The 16934-nt window shown below is 49.6% G+C and carries 16 protein-coding genes; 15 read left to right on the top strand and 1 reads right to left on the bottom strand.

What is annotated here, in order from left to right; all coding sequences use genetic code 11:
• The first annotated feature begins 600 nt into the window (after positions 1-600).
• The 14 genes from ACTJKB_RS27675 to ACTJKB_RS27610 all read left to right on the top strand — a co-directional run bounded on the left by ACTJKB_RS27675 (position 601) and on the right by ACTJKB_RS27610 (position 14154).
• Complete coding sequence (locus tag ACTJKB_RS27675; protein ID WP_379161092.1) at positions 601-972, top strand: hypothetical protein; 372 nt, start codon at positions 601-603, stop codon at positions 970-972.
• 68 nt (positions 973-1040) lie between these two features.
• Positions 1041-1220, top strand: a complete 180-nt coding sequence (locus tag ACTJKB_RS27670; RefSeq protein ID WP_178382417.1) for a YfhD family protein — start codon at positions 1041-1043, stop codon at positions 1218-1220.
• A gap of 160 nt (positions 1221-1380) precedes the next feature.
• The gene (locus tag ACTJKB_RS27665) at positions 1381-1755 is read left to right on the top strand and encodes a hypothetical protein (protein WP_440837542.1); all 375 of its coding nucleotides are present in this window, start codon (positions 1381-1383) and stop codon (positions 1753-1755) included.
• Between the two features lie 235 nt (positions 1756-1990).
• The gene (locus ACTJKB_RS27660; RefSeq protein ID WP_440837541.1) at positions 1991-2806 is read left to right on the top strand and encodes a DUF2935 domain-containing protein; all 816 of its coding nucleotides are present in this window, start codon (positions 1991-1993) and stop codon (positions 2804-2806) included.
• A 198-nt stretch (positions 2807-3004) separates the two neighbouring features.
• Positions 3005-3916 (top strand): methyl-accepting chemotaxis protein, encoded by a 912-nt coding sequence (locus ACTJKB_RS27655; RefSeq protein WP_440837540.1) that lies wholly within the window; start codon positions 3005-3007, stop codon positions 3914-3916.
• A gap of 140 nt (positions 3917-4056) precedes the next feature.
• Positions 4057-4620, top strand: a complete 564-nt coding sequence (locus ACTJKB_RS27650; protein WP_440837539.1) for an RNA polymerase sigma factor — start codon at positions 4057-4059, stop codon at positions 4618-4620.
• Positions 4580-6244: a DUF4179 domain-containing protein gene (locus tag ACTJKB_RS27645; protein ID WP_440837538.1), complete on the top strand. Its 1665-nt coding sequence runs from the start codon at positions 4580-4582 to the stop codon at positions 6242-6244. Before ACTJKB_RS27650 ends, ACTJKB_RS27645 begins: the two co-directional genes overlap by 41 nt.
• Before the next feature lie 159 nt (positions 6245-6403).
• A complete protein-coding gene (locus tag ACTJKB_RS27640) occupies positions 6404-6982 on the top strand; it encodes a DNA-3-methyladenine glycosylase I (protein WP_440837537.1) in 579 nt (192 codons plus the stop codon).
• An 84-nt stretch (positions 6983-7066) separates the two neighbouring features.
• Entirely contained in the window at positions 7067-8125 is a 1059-nt protein-coding gene (gene prmA, locus ACTJKB_RS27635; RefSeq protein WP_440837536.1) for a 50S ribosomal protein L11 methyltransferase, read from the top strand.
• Positions 8126-8127: 2 nt separating this feature from the next.
• Positions 8128-8820: a site-2 protease family protein gene (locus ACTJKB_RS27630; RefSeq protein ID WP_440837535.1), complete on the top strand. Its 693-nt coding sequence runs from the start codon at positions 8128-8130 to the stop codon at positions 8818-8820.
• Between the two features lie 144 nt (positions 8821-8964).
• A complete protein-coding gene (locus ACTJKB_RS27625) occupies positions 8965-9729 on the top strand; it encodes an RsmE family RNA methyltransferase (protein WP_440837534.1) in 765 nt (254 codons plus the stop codon).
• A 3-nt stretch (positions 9730-9732) separates the two neighbouring features.
• Positions 9733-11073: a tRNA (N(6)-L-threonylcarbamoyladenosine(37)-C(2))-methylthiotransferase MtaB gene (gene mtaB / locus ACTJKB_RS27620; RefSeq protein ID WP_440837533.1), complete on the top strand. Its 1341-nt coding sequence runs from the start codon at positions 9733-9735 to the stop codon at positions 11071-11073.
• Positions 11074-11345: 272 nt separating this feature from the next.
• Positions 11346-11780: an NUDIX hydrolase gene (locus tag ACTJKB_RS27615; RefSeq protein WP_440837532.1), complete on the top strand. Its 435-nt coding sequence runs from the start codon at positions 11346-11348 to the stop codon at positions 11778-11780.
• Positions 11781-11913: 133 nt separating this feature from the next.
• Positions 11914-14154 (top strand): Ig-like domain-containing protein, encoded by a 2241-nt coding sequence (locus ACTJKB_RS27610; protein ID WP_440837531.1) that lies wholly within the window; start codon positions 11914-11916, stop codon positions 14152-14154.
• A 162-nt stretch (positions 14155-14316) separates the two neighbouring features.
• Here ACTJKB_RS27610 and ACTJKB_RS27605 read toward each other — a convergent pair whose 3' ends face one another.
• Positions 14317-15306, bottom strand: a complete 990-nt coding sequence (locus ACTJKB_RS27605) for a Na/Pi cotransporter family protein (RefSeq protein WP_440837612.1) — start codon at positions 15304-15306, stop codon at positions 14317-14319.
• Between the two features lie 119 nt (positions 15307-15425).
• On the opposite strand from ACTJKB_RS27605, the gene ACTJKB_RS27600 reads away from it, so the two are divergent.
• Positions 15426-16811 carry a class I SAM-dependent rRNA methyltransferase gene (locus tag ACTJKB_RS27600; RefSeq protein WP_440837530.1) on the top strand — a complete coding sequence of 462 codons (1386 nt, stop codon included), beginning with the start codon at positions 15426-15428 and terminating at the stop codon, positions 16809-16811.
• Positions 16812-16934 lie beyond the last annotated feature (123 nt).

Raw genomic sequence — 16934 nt, 5'->3', positions numbered from 1 at the left:
AGACAGTCAATGCGGATTCTCCTTTTCTATTGATCCCTTTTATTTCCGTCTAGATTAGTAGGAAAAATATTAAGAAGATTTTACCACCGGTAAAATGTAAAATCCACATAAAATTTATGAAGTTTTGAGACGGAACATTTTTTGATGATGTGAAATATGACACGGGTATCCTTATAATGGAAATAAATAATTAGAAAAACCCCGATAAATCTCGAGGGAAAATATACAAGGCTTGGTTTGCGTTAGAGAATATAACATATAAATTATGCAGGGAAATACTCCATCATTTGTGTAAAACCTAAATTCTAGTGATTTATCATCTCCTTTTGGCAGTTTGTTTCTTTACTGTAAAGTAAGACAGCAGGATGTATAAAATTAAGTTTATTTTACAGTTAAGCGGGTGGATGTTATATACTACTTTTGTACCATATTAAGGAAAAAATATGGAAATGTCCTCTAAATCCTAGTTTTTTTGTAGGGAATAAGGGCGGGCTTTGAGACAATGCCACTTTTGGCAGGATACGCATAAATTTCTCCCCCTAAATGCAAAATAGAATTGTACACATTGGCGTTTCGCATTCCAGGAAGGCAGGGGTATAGATGTCTGAAAAAAATATACTGGCTTATTTTAAAAGTCCTGAAGCTGCGGAGGCAGTCTCCCGTAAGCTGCAATCCCTCCGAGTTATTGATATGTCGATAGACCGGTTCAGCAAATATCCGGGAGGCGCCCGATATTCCGGAAATAATCCGTTGACGGGGGATATCCCCAGTCTGGCAACCATGACGCTTAATTCCACGCTGGATAGTCATTCTGCCGGTATTTTGGCGGCTGCGGATTCGAGTGCCAGCGGGATGAGCCATGGCGGAGAGGGAGGGCCGACAGGCCGGGATATTTTGCTGACGGTTGTGCTTGATTCAGAGGTTTTTGATCAGGCGCTTTCCTTAATTGAAGAGGCTGGCGGAATGATCTGATGCCTCAGGGCTCTATACAAAGATTGTTTTCTTATATGGGTGAATCTAAATGGGAGGGTGGAATTCAAATGGATAGAGAAAACTCAAAAATCTTCTCTAAGACTGACAAAATGAAAATGCTCTATGAAGCGAAGGCTGAGGATGTTGTCTATTCTGCGGCAGAAGCAGACATGGATGATCTGGAGGCGCAGGACCGTTCACTGGAGGCCGACAAACGTCAGCTTCATGAAATTCTGAAGAAGGAATAGACCTAAAGATATTATAGAAGATGCCCCACGGCTGTGGGGTTTTTTGTGTTTAGGGCGCAGGGTATGGCAGGAGCAGTACTAGTTATGCAGGGACAGAAGTATCTGTTTCCGAACTAATACGTAGTATAATTAAGCACACAAGTTAAATAGGGGGATTACTATGGATAACATCGTGTTATGGAGCGGACTGGCTCTGATGGTGGCGCTTCTCACCTTTTTGAACCAGAAGCAGGTCTACTCTTCGAAAGTAAAAAAGGCTTACGGCGAGCTGCGCGAGCTAACCGTTAAGATCCGCAGCGGGCAGTCGGAGAACGTTGATCTGAGCCGCTGGGAGAGTGCGCTTGCTGAGATGGATAAGCATCCGAATGAATTCAACAAGCTGGAGGCGGAGATTGGCTTTCGCCGGGCTTTTGTCACATACCTGGAGCAGCACTATCCTCAGGACCCGAGATTGCCCGAGTTGCAGGAAGCCGCTGCTTACCAGAAGGATTCTGTCTGGGGTATAAAAATAGGGGACTACGGCTCGAAAAAGTAACTTCCCAGAATGATTGAATAGGATGGTGCACCGTTTCTTCTTTTATATATGAAAGAAGGAATAGCTTTGGACGATATTTTTTTGCCGCTGGTTCGTCAATAGTTGCCGCCGATAAGCGGTCTATCGTGCGGGAGTTATTTCGGCAATAATTGTTGGGCAATCATCATAGGGGACAAAAAACCTCCATATGCTTAGTTTGTAGATGAATTCCATTTCTGCAAGGGAGGAATAGTCATTGGATGAATTTGTGGCCCGGTCGCTAGATGAAATACGTTTTTGGTCCAGGATCATGAAGGAGCATTCCTTATTTTTGGGTTTGGGGTTTAGGGCTGAGGATACGCAGCTTAAGAATGAAGCCAACCAGTTTTACGCTATTTTTGAGGAGATCGAGCGCAGGTCCCATGAATTCCAGATAGGGGTTGATCCCCACACTATTCAGGCTTTTAATACGGAGGTTCGTATTGCGGCGACCAATATCTGGGCGTTCAAAAGAAAAGTGCTGGGCCTGATCCTGCAATGCAAGCTTCCGGGACAAACGAATTTTCCTTTACTGGTGGATCATGTTAGCCGGGAGGCTAATTATTTCAGAAACCGCTTGGAGGAGCTTAATTCGGGAAGACTCGAACCGCTGCCTGATGCCATAATTGATGAGAATGTCTTTTTCCTGAAGATCATGGCCGATCATGCCAAATTTATTGGTCATTTGCTGGACCCGTCAGAACGGAAACTGGTCGATCAGGCACGGGAATTCAGTAATGATTTTGATAAGCTGCTGTTTCAGGCCATGGATTTGAGCCACATGCGACCGCAATCTCAAACACCTCCGCTCCTCAGCCAGTTTGTGGACGAAAACCGGGTTTCAGTAAAATCATTGCGTGATTTCAAGAAAACCGCACGTGATCTAATCGATGAATGCCGGATCAAAAGCATCATTCACCCTTTACTGGCGGATCATGTATTTCGTGAAGCAGAACGCTTCCTCTTTATTCTAGATATGTTTGATCAATCGTTATCCGGTGTTAAAGTGAACAAACGGGAAATCCTGCATTAATATTCCGAATGAAATTAGCTCCAAATGCTCAAAACCGCCGGCAATAGGTCTGCGGTTTTTTTGTATTTATGGAGATGGAACAAATTCTTCATTTTTGTAATCCAAAGCTCTGATTTTACCGTTAATATAAAAAAGAGATAAAGTGAAAATTTGAAGTTCGCAGGATCATAAATTTGAGTATTACAGGGAGAAGTCAATATGGAGAATGTATCAGCACAGGAAGTAACAGATGCCCTCGTTATTAAAGCCTTGGAAAAGAATCTCGCCTTGATCCGCTTTAATCTTGAACGCAAAGTGGCCTATGTCAATGAGGTGTTCGCCAGTTCAATGAAATACAGATCACAGGATATGTACGGGATGCAGCACCGTGATTTTTGTTTTCCTGCATTCGTGAACAGTCCGGATTATGAAATGTTCTGGCAGGATTTATTCTCCGGCAAGAGCTTTCAGGATAAAATCGAACGGATGGACTCCGAGGGCGGTTCGGTATGGCTTGAGGCTACATATATGCCTATTTTTGATGAGACAGACAAGCTGGTCATCGGTGTGACGAAGGTTGCAACCAATATTACCTCCAGGCAGATCAACATCAGCGATGTAGTGGAACGGATGCAGGAGATGGCCGACAGTCTGAATCAGCGAGCGGAAAAAGGCATCGAGCGGAGCCAGGAGCTGCTGCTGAGCATTGACAAAATCGCCGGGGTCTCGAGTGAGAACACCTTGACGCTGACCAATCTGCAACAAAAAGCCGGAGAAATTCAAGGTGTAGTGCAAACGATCCGTGATATTGCTTCGCAGACCCATCTGCTCGCGCTCAACGCGGCGATTGAAGCGGCCCATGCCGGTGAATTCGGACGGGGATTTGATGTGGTGGCCAAAGAAGTCCGAAAGCTGTCGGCCATGGTTCAGGATTCCATCAGTGAGGTACGTGACAGCGTAAAAGGAATTACAGAGGAAATTGGCAGAATGTCCTCAGGAATAGACCAGGTTCAAAATAGTGTAGAAGAAAGCCAGCGGCAGGTTGAGGTCGCCCTGCAGGAGTTCACCGGAATCGCAACCTCCGCGCAGGAGCTGGATACCCAAGCCCGTGAAGTGCTGAATATTATCTGACCGGACTATATAAACAGCATGGACCTTTTAACGAAAGGTATCCATGCTGTTTTTTTCTGATTAAAAACACCTGAAATGAACCTTTTACGGGGCTGGTTTGTTTGAATACATAGGGGAGACAAGAAAGGAGGGCGCATGAGTTGGAGAGCAACCGGGAAGTGTTCGAAACCTACAATAAGGATGTGTACCGGACCTGCTATTACATGGTGCATGATGCGGCGGATGCTGAGGACCTGTGCCAGGAGGTTTTCATTACAGTTTTTCGCAGCAATTGGCAGAGTATTGATTATCTCAAATCCTGGATCATGAAAATCACCGTGAATGCCTGTCTGAATCATCTGAAGCGCCGGCGCAGCCTGCAGCACAAGTTGGCGGATAATCTTCATCTGTTTCAGGGAAGAGGTATGGCGAAATCAGTAGAAGGGCTGGTCGAGCAAAAAGAAACCTCGCAGGAATGGGTGGTTCATCTCTCGCGGCTTCCTGTGAAGATCCGGGCGGTGCTGACCTTGAGGTACATGCACGACTTCAGCCTGGCTGAAGTGTCGGAGGCGCTGTCCATTCCGCTTGGAACCACCAAATCAAGATTGCACAAGGGCCTGAAGCTGATGAAGAACGTGCTGCTGGAATCTGGGATGCCGGAAGAGGCATGGAAAGGAGAACCTTATGAAGCAACTGGAAGATGCACTCAAGCGTCAGTTAAATGAAGACCAAGCCATAACTTATCCTGATTTCGATGATATGTGGACACGAATAGAGCAAGCAGAAAGCAATTCCTCCTGGTTACAGGCAGGCAGAGCTTCCGCTATTCCCCGACGGACAAGAAGTTGGAGCAAAATAGCGGCTGTAGCTTCGCTAAGTGTGCTTGTGGCTGCGGCTCCTGTATATGCGGCGATTCACTATGATTGGGGCAACCTTTTACGGAGCAATGAGGGGATTCAGGCCGCACTGGATCAGAACCTTGGACAGCATTTGGGCCAATCCATAACCAAGGATGGGGTGACGCTTACGCTTCAGACAGCCATTGTGGATGAGAACCGAACGGTTATTCTTTATAGTCTAAATGTAGGTAAGCATAGAGATACCGATTTCTGGAATGTGAAGGGTATGACCTTAAAGGGAACAAAAGGCAGCTACAAGGAAGGCGAATATAACTATGAGCAGTGGGATGAGGAGAATCAAAGGTACAACGGCTATTTCGAGAGTAATTGGGTGCCCGGGAAGGATACAGAGAAGATTACTTTAACTGCTGACGCAGTTGATTTGAAGACAGCGCAATCCAAGGAGCTTTCCTTGAATCCCGCATCGCCGGAAGTGCAGAGCTTTAACATCGGCCGGGAAGGCATGCAAAAAATTGATGTTCAGCCGTTGGTTCAGAGCAAGGATAAACTGCTGCTCTTAGGGGGAGTTACCTTCGATGATCCGTTGGCCAAAGCCTGGGTCTATCCGCAGATTGCTGCATACAACGGCACAACTATGGTGAAAGAGCTGCCTGGAGGCACCTCCGGTGAACCGGGCGATCATGGGGAATACAAACTGAAGCATTTTTTAAAGGCGGACGAAATTACCCCAGGGCAAACCAGCTTTAAGCTGCAATACTGGAAGCAGGAGCGCAACATTTCCGGGCCGTGGTCCTTTGAGCTGGAATTAAGCAAAAAGCAGATGGAGAGCGGAACGATTATTAAGAAGCTGGATATACCGTTGGAGCCGGGCGACACCGACAATACGATCGAGAACATGGTGATTACTCCTACACAGATCCGTCTTACTTTGAGAAATGAGGGGACGGGATTTAAGGATCAAATGCCTTATAAGAAATCCTATCTGCTGGTGAACGGCAGAACACTTGAGGGAGGATTTTATGTATCCTCCAGTGTTGATCATCGTCTGGTCACGGTGCGTTTTGAACGTCCTTCAGACCTTGTAATTGACGGGCAAACCCCTATCATTTATGTAGGCAAATATATGGTCACTGTACATGATGATGATAAGGCTCCGATACTTTTAACAAATATATCTACAAAGAAACAGAGCTTTATCCGAGAAACCGGCGGTTACCCCGTGGAGTGGACGTATTACATGCAGGGGAAAGACCTGTACATCGAAACTGGCAGTGAAGACCCGCATTTTGGCGGGATCAACCAGACCAATATGGGGGGGGAATACAACGATCCGCTCGGCAAACCTGTAACCGCAAACTTTAACGGAGACGGAAATAATAAAGCGATTGATGTCTATAAGAATTTCAAAGACACAGAGGCTTCTGTCTATATGTACTACTACACGACGGACGATCCGGATAAAGAGACACGGGTACAGTTGCAGCCTTAAATTAGTAGTAAAGTTAGCACATACGAAGTTATTTTCAGCAGGTTGGAGGTGTCCAAAACCCTTGGCGGGTGTGGGCGCCTCTTTATTTTGCAACAAATCTCCACTGTGTGCGTATGAAAGGAAGATAATTGTCTGAGCAGGAAAAGGAGAGACCTAATTTTGAATATTACACGCTGTGGCTGGGTCAATGAAGACCCGCTGTATATGGCTTATCATGATGAGGAATGGGGAAAACCCCTGTACGATGACCGGAAACTGTTTGAGCTGCTGATGCTGGAAGGGATGCAGGCCGGACTGAGCTGGTATACGGTTTTGAAGAAACGGGAGCACTTCCGTGAAGTGTTCGACGAATTCGATCCGCAGAAGATTGTGCTGTATGACGAAGCTAAAATCGAAGCATTAATGCAGGACACGGGAATCATCCGCAACCGGCTGAAAATTAATGCGATCATTCAGAATGCGGTAGTGTATCAGCAGATTTGCCAGGAAGAGGGGAGTTTCGCTAAATATCTCTGGACTTTTACCGGCGGAGAGCCATTGATTAACGGGTGGGAAACACGGTCTGAAGTTCCGGCCACCAGTCCTCAATCTGACCAGATGAGCAAGGCGCTGAAGAAGAAGGGGATGAAGTTTGTGGGCTCTACCATCTGTTATGCGTTTATGCAGGCTTCCGGTATGGTGGATGATCATACGACAGATTGTTTTTGTCACCAAAAAGGCCTGATGTCCGGGAGATAATCCGCGGTTTGGCGCTACGTGGGGAAGAAATGGTATACTGTTAAATATTCAATTGTTACAAAACTTTTAGGAGGACCCACACACATGTTATGGCACGAACTGACGGTACATACAACAGAAGAAGCACAGGAGATGATATCCAATCTGCTGTATGAAGCCGGAGCAGGCGGTGTTTCCATTGAAGAATCAGGAACGCTGAATAAGGTACGGGATACCCGTTACGGTGAATTATACGATGAACCGCTTAATGATATCCCTGAAGGGGAAGCTGTGATTAAAGGCTATTATGCCGAAGCTGTCTCCATGGACGATATTATTCAAGAACTGGCTCCAAGAGTTGCAGAACTGCGCGAGTTCGGGATTGACCCCGGTAAAGCGCTGATTTCCTGGAAAACGGTAGATGAAGATGAATGGGCCCATGCCTGGAAGCAGTACTTCAAGCCACTTCGTGTGTCAGAACGGCTGACGATTAAGCCAACCTGGGAGGAATATACTCCTGAAGGCCCGGATGAAAAGATTATTGAACTTGATCCCGGCATGGCCTTCGGAACTGGAACACATCCAACCACGGCACTCTGCCTGCGCGCACTGGAAAAGCATATCCAAGGCGGCGAAGAAGTGATCGATGTAGGTACTGGCTCCGGTATTCTTGCCGTAGGTGCGATGCTGCTGGGCGCAAAATCGGTGCTGGCGCTGGATCTGGACCCGGTAGCGGTAGAAAGTGCGCGGGAGAATGTAGCGCTGAACCGGCTGCAGCAAGAGATTACGGTAAAGGAAAGCGATCTTCTGTCGCTCTTGGGCGGCGAACGGGCCTTGGATTCGGCGGCTGGAGAGATGTGGCCTTCAGCCAGACCCGGCCATGTGGCGGAACCTGAGGCTGCTTCTGCTGCTTCGTCAAGCGAAGCGGGTCTTGGTGTTACCCTGCCGGTCAAAATCGTGGTAGCCAATATTTTGGCAGAGATTATTGTATTATTCACGGATGATGTCTACCGTGCACTTCAGCCGGGCGGAATCTATATTACCTCCGGCATCTATAAGGATAAGGAAGCGCTTGTTGCTGGAGCGCTGGCAGCTTCCGGTTTTGAGATTAGGGAAGTATCCCATGAAGAAGATTGGGTGGCGTTTACAGCCGGAAAGAGGTAAAGATGGATTTCCTGGATCGAATTTTGATAGTACCTTTACAGCAGCTTCCGTTTTTTCTGATTACACTGGTGATTGCTTTTACAGTACATGAGTTCAGCCACGCTTATTTTGCCAATAAATTCGGCGACCCTACCGCACGGATGCTGGGCCGGATGACGCTTAACCCTGCGGTTCACTTTGATCTGTTCGGAATTATTCTGCTGCTCATTGCCGGCTTCGGCTGGGCGCGTCCCGTTCCTGTGAACCGCGATAACTTCAGCCGGCCCCGCCTGATGGGCGTGATAGTCTCAGCAGCCGGCCCGATAAGTAATTTGCTGCTGGGGATCTTGGGTTCGCTTATCTACGCGGCCCTGCACGCCACTGGTGTTATTGAATCTATAACTAACGAGCAGTTGCTTCGGGCAGTGTATTGGTTCTTTGGAATGTTCATTCAATTTAATTTCTTCCTTTTCCTGTTCAACTTGATTCCGTTGCCGCCCCTGGACGGCTACCGCATTGTGGAGGATATCGCACCGCGTCCGATTCGTGCAAAACTTCAGCAATATGAGCAGTGGACAGTCTTCATCTTTTTGCTGATTATCTTTATTCCCGGCTTACGTGCTTACACCATCACACCTTTGAACAACTGGGCAATGCAAATCGGTAACGACTTTTTTCAAATGTTCTTCAAGCTGTTTGGAGGCAGTAGCCTGTAACTGGGACTATTCACAGCCAGGCAAACGTTGTATGATGTAACGTGGTGTTTTTAGAGGAATATAGGTGTACAGAGCGGCGGCAGGGAACCTGAGAAGCAGGAACGCTGCCGCTTTTATGCTGAACAAGGACAGGATGATGAGAAGATGCAGCGTTATTTCGTTACACCGGAGCAATTTCATCCGGAAACGGTGGTCATTAGCGGCGAAGACGCCCGTCATATCGCGAAGGTGATGCGCGGCAAGGCCGGGGACAAGCTGATTGTCAGCGATGGAGTGTCCCGTGAGGCGCTGGTGGAAATTGCCGGGATTGAAATAGGTGAAGTGACCGTCAATATACTGGAAATGCTGGATATGACGCATGAGCCGCGGATCAAGATCACAGTGGCCCAGAGTCTGCCCAAGGGAGACAAGCTGGAGACCGTGATTCAGAAATGCACCGAAATCGGAGCAGTGGCCTTTGTTCCTTTTCTCTCGGAGCGCACGATTGTGCAATATGATGAGCGCAAGGAGAGCAAACGGCTGGAGCGATGGCGCAAAATCTGCAAAGAGGCTGCCGAGCAGGCACACCGGAACATCGTTCCGGAAGTGCACTCACCGCTCAGCTGGAAGCTGCTGCTGAAGAGCTTCAGTGAGTATGACGCTGTGTATTTCTGTTATGAAAAAGAAGAAGGTCTGCAGCTCCGCAGCGCGGCCGCTCCCTGGCTCTCCGGACTACCGCAGCAGTCGTCTGGCAAGGTGATGGTAGTCGTCGGCCCAGAGGGTGGTTTTAGCCCTGAAGAATGCCGTGCTGCCGAAGAGGCTGGAGCGGTTTCAGTCGGGCTTGGACGGCGTATTCTACGTTGCGAGACGGCAGGCATGGTAGCCGCAGCCTGTATTCTTTATGAATCCGGAGAAATGGGGGGAGTCTGAACAATGCCATCCGTAGCATTTTATACTTTAGGTTGTAAAGTGAATTTCTATGACACTGAAGCCATCTGGCAGCTTTTCAAAAATGAAGGTTACGAGCAGGTTGATTTCGAAGGGTCCGCCGATGTCTATCTAATCAACACCTGTACGGTAACCAATACGGGCGACAAAAAAAGCCGCCAAATGATCCGCCGTGCTGTGCGCCGCAATCCGGAAGCGATTGTTGCCGTTACCGGCTGTTATGCACAGACCTCGCCTGGAGAGATCCTTGATATTCCCGGTGTCGATCTCGTGATCGGCAACCAGGACCGTGAGCATATCATGACTCATGTGAAGAATATTCAGGAGTCCCGCGAGCCGGTGAACGCTGTCCGCAACATTATGAAGACGCGGGAATTCGAGGAGCTGGATGTGCCTGGCTTTGCCGACCGTACCCGGGCTTTTATGAAAATTCAGGATGGCTGCAACAACTTCTGCACCTTCTGCATCATTCCCTGGTCGCGCGGATTGTCGCGCAGCCGTGATCCGAAGTCGATTGTCGCCCAGGCGCATCAGTTGGTTGAGGCCGGATACAAGGAGTTTGTGCTCACTGGCATTCATACCGGAGGCTATGGCGATGATCTGGACAACTACCGTCTCGCTGACCTGCTCTGGGAGCTGGACAAGGTAGACGGGCTGGAACGGGTTCGCATCAGCTCTATTGAGGCCAGTCAGATTGACGGGAAGCTGCTTGAGGTCCTGAACCGCAGCTCCAAAATGTGCCGTCATCTGCATATTCCGCTCCAGGCCGGACATAACGAAGTGCTGAAGGCGATGCGCCGTAAATATACAACAGAAGAGTATTACGCCAAAATGGAGCTGATCCGCCAGGCGATGCCGGATGTAGGCATAACCACCGACGTCATTGTCGGCTTTCCGGGTGAAACCGAGGAAATGTTCCGCGCCGGATACGATTTCATGAAGGCTGTCAACTACTCTGAGATGCACGTGTTTCCGTATTCCAAGCGGACAGGCACTCCGGCAGCACGGATGCTGAACCAGGTGGATGAAGAGATTAAGAATGCCCGCGTACAGCAGCTGATTGACCTCTCCGAAGAAATGCAGCTGGCTTACGCCCGCAAGTTCGTAGGCAAGACAGTTTCCGTTATTGCTGAAAGATCGGCCAAAGATGCTCCTGAACGCAGTGTGCAGCACGGCTTCAGCGACAATTATCTGCAGGTTTTCTTTGGCGGCGATGATTCGCTGCAGGGAGAGCTCTGCCAGGTGAAGATTACGGAAGCCGGAGTGAACGAATGCCGCGGTGAGATGGTCAGTGTGAGCCGGAGCGGGCTTAGTCAGATCGTGTAGTGAGATTAGATTATGAACGGACGTAGTAGAGTTCCGGTTAGTGCTACTTTTTCCAGCTTAGCTGCGCAGTTTAACTCTACGCCCCACTTTGTGGGGCTGTTTTTCTATTTGGGTAATAAAGTCAGAGGGGCATATGCTTACGAAGTAAGTTTTGCCAGAAGCACAATCGATGAAGTAAATGCTGGCAAAACTAAGTTAATGCTTACGAAGTAAGTTTTGCCAGAAGTACAATCGCTGAAGTAAATGCTGGCAAAACTTTTAGGAGGATGAATATGGCGTACAAGCAGATTTCAGCGGGCGGGGTAGTCTACCGGACAGGGGCTGCCGGTCTGGAAATTCAGCTTATTGTGGACCGTTATGGTAAAATTTCGCTGCCCAAAGGCAAGATGGAGCAAGGCGAGACCGTGGAGGAGACAGCACTGCGTGAGATTTGTGAAGAGACAGGGACGGTCGGAGTGATCAGAGCACCGATTGATGTCATTAAATATACGTTTCAGCATCCAATTCACGGCATAGTGAATAAGGAGGTTCATTACTTTCTTGTAGAAGCTGTGGGCGGTGAGACCAAGGCGCAGACCGAAGAGATTAACGCTGTTGAATGGCATGAGCCGGCAGAGGCCTGGACCCGTGGAACCGGAAATTCATATTCCAATAACATCCATATTTTACGCAAGGCTTTATCGCTTCTCGGGATAAAGACGGTATAGTTAGAAAGTCCTGAATTTGGCTGGAACTCAAAATAAACGGAACTAAGGGTAAAGACTTGGGCACTAATTGTCGATATAGTGGAAGAGTGTGGAAATCAAGCACCAATAATTTCAATGCCTAAGGAGAGAACAAATGACTGTGTACAGGAAAATGACGAAAATGCTCCTCATTATGATATTGCTGACTGTTGTAGCTCTTCCGGTAAACGTCTTTGCAGCTACTGGCGACACCTATTCGATTGAATTCGACAGCTCTGCAAAAATAGAGCTTACTGTAGGGCAGACACCTAAACAGCTTAAGGTATATGCCAACGTTGAGGGCTCCTCCTCCAAAAAAGATGTGACGGCTGCGGCCACGTGGACTTCCTCCAATACAAGTGCAGTAAGTGTACTCTATGGACTATTGAAGCCGGAAGGCGCAGGTACTGCAATCATTAGAGCAACCTATAACAATGCAGTTGCTACAATTGAAGTATCTGTAAGCTATCCCCTTAAGGAATTAACGCTGGAGCGCAGCTCTGATGGGAACTATAAGCTGGGCGATAGCCCAGAGACACTGCTGGTCAAAGCCAAAGTCGTTGGCGGAGATTCGGCCACTTCTGTAAAAGATGTGACTGCCGATGCGGACTGGACCAGCTCCAGTATCAATGTACTGACCATTGATGATGGCAAGATTACCCTTGTGGGTGAAGGAACGTCAACCATCACAGCGAAATACAAAGGATTGACTGCCACCTTCAAAGCCGTGGTGCAGCTGCCCTATTCGGCTATTGTGCTGAAGTCGAAAGACACAGCTGTGAAAGAGATGGAACTGGTCGTTGGAGATTCACCGGTGCAATTGAGCGCAATGACCAAAGCCACAGAGAGCAGCCCGGAGAAAGATATTGCTAAAGATGCCAACTGGACAACCTCTAGTGAGAGCATTGCCAAGGTAGATAAAGGTATGATTACAGTACTCGGTCCTGGTAAGGCTGTTATTACAGCCAGCTACCTGGGCGTGTCCAAATCGGTTGATGTCTATGTGCGTTCGCCGTATGAGTCGCTGCAGCTGACGCCGGAAGGAGATCAATTCCTGTTCCTTGGGGAAAGTCTGAAGGTTAAATCATTCGTGCGGGATGCCGTGAATTCAACCAAAAATCAGACGGCTGGCACAGTCTGGACTTCTGACAACCAACTGACAGCGACAATAACGGCCGACACGGTAGCTTCGGATAATGCTGTGGCTACACTAACAGCCAAAGCAGTCGGAACGGCTGTTATCAAAGGGGATTACCTTGGTGTCAGCAAGTCGTTCAAGTTGACTGTATACCCGAATCTTACAGATATGACTGTAGATAAAACCGAGCAGGAGCTCTACACGGCGGATAATGTAAGCCTGCCAAAAGTAAGCGGAACGAAATATGACGGAACGAAGCTCGACATCAGTGATCAAATCGGGTGGACTTCCGCCAACGAAGAAATTGCTCAGATCAAGGACGGAAAGCTTGTTGGTGGTAAAGCCGGCACGGTAACCCTTACAGGCAAGATTAAGGAAAATGCCGTAACAGCACCCTTTTCAGCGATCCGGAGCAAGAGTGTTGAAGTGAAAGTAACCGTTCTGAATAAGGTCCTCGTATTGATCGGACCGGAGGATGCACTGGGACTGGTTATTGGAGAAGAGGAGCCGCTGCCTGCAGTTCAGGCGGTGCTTGAGAACGGGGATGAGCTGGATGTCACCGCGACCATAAAGTGGGAACTTAGCGGCAGCAATGCTGTGATCAAGCAGACTACTGCGGGCAAAACCCTCAAGGGATTGACCAAAGGATCTGCAACCCTGAAGGGAACCTATTCCAACAAGACAATCAGTATTCCGGTGACGATTGAGCAGAAGGTTGTCAAGCTGATCGTAGAGCCGAACACACTTGAAATGAATCTGAAAGCCTCCAAAGCGATTAAAGTGACCGGTACCTTCTCTAACGGAAAAACAGCGAATTTCTCCGGCGCTATGGATTGGGTATCCTCCAATCTGGAAGTGGCTACAGTTAGAGGAACATCTGTAAAAGCTGTTGGCGAAGGTACAGCAACACTTACCGGGTCCTATCAGGGAGTCACGGCAACGGTCAAAATTATCGTGGTACCTAAGCTGACCAAGATTACCATCAGTGAATCCAGGCTGAATATGGCAGCAGGTGCTTCCCGAGCTGTGGTAGTGACTGCTCTGTATGATACCGGCAAGACAGCCATTGTCACTGGAAGCACTGTTTGGACAAGCTCCAAGCCTTCCGTGGCCAAGGTGAACGATTCCGGAATGATCACTGCAGTTAGCAAAGGAACAACCTCTATCAAAGGCAAGTTCAACAATAAAACGGTAACAGTATCTGTTACAGTAAAATAGTATGTTTATCCGGTACAATCTGATCCTCTGATGCAGAACATCAAGACCTGTTAATCCGCCTTTATGAGGGGTTACAGGTCTTTTTTCTTAGCGCTTAAACTAGCATTAGAACTGTAGGGCTGATTGAAGTATAATGGTACAGCGATAATGCATTCTGGACTGTTATGCCTGCAGCCGTTTCTCCAGCCGGGTCCATACCGGCAGGTAGCACAGCGGCAGCACGCCAAGTGAACAGACGACATTGAAGATCGTCTGGGCATGGGCGAGCTGAGCGGCAGGACCGCCGCCGATCCAGGCGGACAAGGATTGCAGCGGCTGAATGAAGGGCAGGAACAGCAAGGCGCCACCTACATTCAGCACAACATGCGACCCGGCGACGAACTTGCCGGAAGCCGAGCCGCCGATAGCGGCGATTACGGCGGTGACGCAGGTGCCGATGTTGGCCCCCAGCACGACGGCGATGCCAAGCTCCGGCGGCATTACGCCTGAGCTGGCGAGGCCCATCGCCATACCGATGACCGCCGCACTGCTGTGCAGCATCGCGGTCAGGCAGGCTCCGGCTGCCAGGCCCCAGAGCGCACTGGTTGCCGCATGGTTCAGGAACCAGCGGAACAGGTCGCTGCTCTGAAGTGCGGGACCGATAGACTGCATAACCGCAATGCCCCAGAGGACCATTGCGAACCCGGCCACCGCCAGGCAGAAGAACTGCAGGGGTGTGGAAAACCTGCGTCTCGCGTCCGCTATCCGTGAGCCTTGGGACGGCAGTTCGCCGAGTATGACGGCCGCCGCCCACATGCACAGCGAAACAACCAGCAGCGGCGCTGCCATCGAGCTGATCTGCAGGCCAATCAGCTCTGTGGTCAGGCAGGTGCCGATGTTGCTGCCCAGGATGATACCCAGCGTCCGGGCATAGGTCAGCAGTCCGGCGTTAACCATACCGATGGTGAGCACCGTCACGGCAGTGCTGCTCTGCAGCAGTGCCGACAGCAGGCTGCTGGCAATCAGGCCTTTTAGGGGCGTGGAGGTTGCTTTGTGCAGACTTCTCGTAAGCAGAGGGCCGGCGAGCCTCGCCAGTGCAGCCTCCATCAGCTTCATGCCAGCGAGGAAAATAACAAGACCATATATGACAGGGAACAGCAAATCACGGATCATAGGGACAAGCTCCTTTGAACGGGGTTGTACACCAATATATGAATGGAACCTTAGGGACATGTATGCAATCTTTCACAGCAAATCTCAGGAATTCACAGATCAATAGGGAGTTGAAGTCATTGGCATCGGTTATATTGGAGAAGAACCGCAAGAAAAGACTAGAGCAGGGTCATCCCTGGGTATATGCGGGGGAGGTAGCTTCGGTGGATGGGGAGCCGCAGGCCGGAGGGCTTGTGGATGTTCTGAATCATCAAGGGCGTTTTCTGGCAACAGGCTATTACAATCCGGCTTCGCAAATCCGGGTCCGCATTGTGTCGCAGGGACCGCTTGCGGCTATGGATAAGGCATTCTTCGTAGAGCGTTTCACACAGTGCCTGCGGCATAGAGAACGCTTCCTGCCCGGAGCGGATGCGTACCGGCTCGTTTACGGGGAAGCGGATTTTCTGCCAGGGCTGATCGTGGACCGCTTCGGCGAGGTGCTGGTTGTTCAGCTGCTTACGCTTGGCATGGACAAGCGGCGTACCGAGATTGTAGAGGCTCTAGTTCAGGTGATGGCTCCACGCGGCATCTATGAGCGTAGCGATGTCAGTGTCCGCGAGCTGGAAGGCCTCCAGCAGACGACCGGCGTATTGTATGGGGAATGCCCGCGCCATGTGACGGTAAGCGAGAACGGACTGAAGCTGACCGTCGATATCGAAGAGGGCCAGAAGACGGGCTACTTCTTTGACCAGCGTGAGAATCGAGCCTCCATCGCTCCGCTGATGCTGGGCTGGGGCGGACGCAGCGGTATTGCGCTGCAGGAGGTGGAAGGTGAAGACGGGCAGAAGCAGACCATACCGGTGAACAAGAGCGGCAAGGTGGTCACATTCCCGTATTGGGATGGGGCGACGGTGCTGGAATGTTTTGCCCATACGGGGAGCTTCACACTGCATGCCTGCAAATATGGCGCCAAGAAGGTGACCTGTCTCGACGTCTCCGCTCATGCGATTGAGAGCGCCAAGACCAATGTGGAGCTGAACGGCTTCGGTGACCGGGTCGAATTCGTGGTGGATGATGCGTTTCAATATTTGCGCAATCAGGTGAAGGGCCTTGAGGAACGGGCTGAGCGGGCTACTGTTGCTGGTTCCGAGGGGGCCAAGAAGACCGACACGGCGAAGCCGATGACCGCAGGAGGGGGACGGACCTGGGATGTGGTGATCCTGGACCCGCCTGCTTTTGCCAAGACCAAAGGTGCGGTGGCCGGAGCTTGCCGCGGGTACAAGGACATCAACCTGCATGGCATGAAGCTGGTGAACGAAGGCGGTTATCTGGTTACTGCGAGCTGTTCTTACCATATGCAGCCAGACTTGTTCTTGGAGACGATTGCAGATGCAGCCAAAGACGCCGACAAGGTGCTGCGCCTGATCGAATGGCGGGCCGCCGGCAAGGACCATCCGCAGATTCTCGGCGTGAATGAAGGACATTATTTGAAGTTTGCCATCTTTGAAGTGCGCAGTAAGAACTAGCTCGCAGCTTAGCTGCTGAACAAAAAAGAGTCTCTATAACAGAGGCTCAGGCTGTCGAGAAAGTCTCGACAGCCTTATTTATGTGTACTAAATTTAAGACGACACCGCGTTAATGTTGTATAA

Origin of the sequence: Paenibacillus sp. 22594 (genome assembly GCF_052044425.1) — a bacterium.
Classification (GTDB): domain Bacteria; phylum Bacillota; class Bacilli; order Paenibacillales; family Paenibacillaceae; genus Paenibacillus_AQ.
This window is presented reverse-complemented; position numbering and strand designations above follow the sequence as displayed.

Excerpts from the sequence above, each read along its gene's own strand:
- ACTJKB_RS27630 (WP_440837535.1), top strand. The coding sequence starts at position 8,128 with ATGGATTTCCTGGATCGAATTTTGATAGTACCTTTACAGCAGCTTCCG.
- ACTJKB_RS27670 (WP_178382417.1), top strand. The coding sequence starts at position 1,041 with ATGGATAGAGAAAACTCAAAAATCTTCTCTAAGACTGACAAAATGAAA.
- ACTJKB_RS27625 (WP_440837534.1), top strand. The coding sequence starts at position 8,965 with ATGCAGCGTTATTTCGTTACACCGGAGCAATTTCATCCGGAAACGGTG.
- ACTJKB_RS27655 (WP_440837540.1), top strand. The coding sequence starts at position 3,005 with ATGGAGAATGTATCAGCACAGGAAGTAACAGATGCCCTCGTTATTAAA.
- ACTJKB_RS27665 (WP_440837542.1), top strand. The coding sequence starts at position 1,381 with ATGGATAACATCGTGTTATGGAGCGGACTGGCTCTGATGGTGGCGCTT.
- ACTJKB_RS27615 (WP_440837532.1), top strand. The coding sequence starts at position 11,346 with ATGGCGTACAAGCAGATTTCAGCGGGCGGGGTAGTCTACCGGACAGGG.
- prmA (WP_440837536.1), top strand. The coding sequence starts at position 7,067 with ATGTTATGGCACGAACTGACGGTACATACAACAGAAGAAGCACAGGAG.
- mtaB (WP_440837533.1), top strand. The coding sequence starts at position 9,733 with ATGCCATCCGTAGCATTTTATACTTTAGGTTGTAAAGTGAATTTCTAT.
- ACTJKB_RS27675 (WP_379161092.1), top strand. The coding sequence starts at position 601 with ATGTCTGAAAAAAATATACTGGCTTATTTTAAAAGTCCTGAAGCTGCG.
- ACTJKB_RS27605 (WP_440837612.1), bottom strand. The coding sequence starts at position 15,306 with ATGATCCGTGATTTGCTGTTCCCTGTCATATATGGTCTTGTTATTTTC.
- ACTJKB_RS27645 (WP_440837538.1), top strand. The coding sequence starts at position 4,580 with ATGAAGCAACTGGAAGATGCACTCAAGCGTCAGTTAAATGAAGACCAA.
- ACTJKB_RS27610 (WP_440837531.1), top strand. The coding sequence starts at position 11,914 with ATGACTGTGTACAGGAAAATGACGAAAATGCTCCTCATTATGATATTG.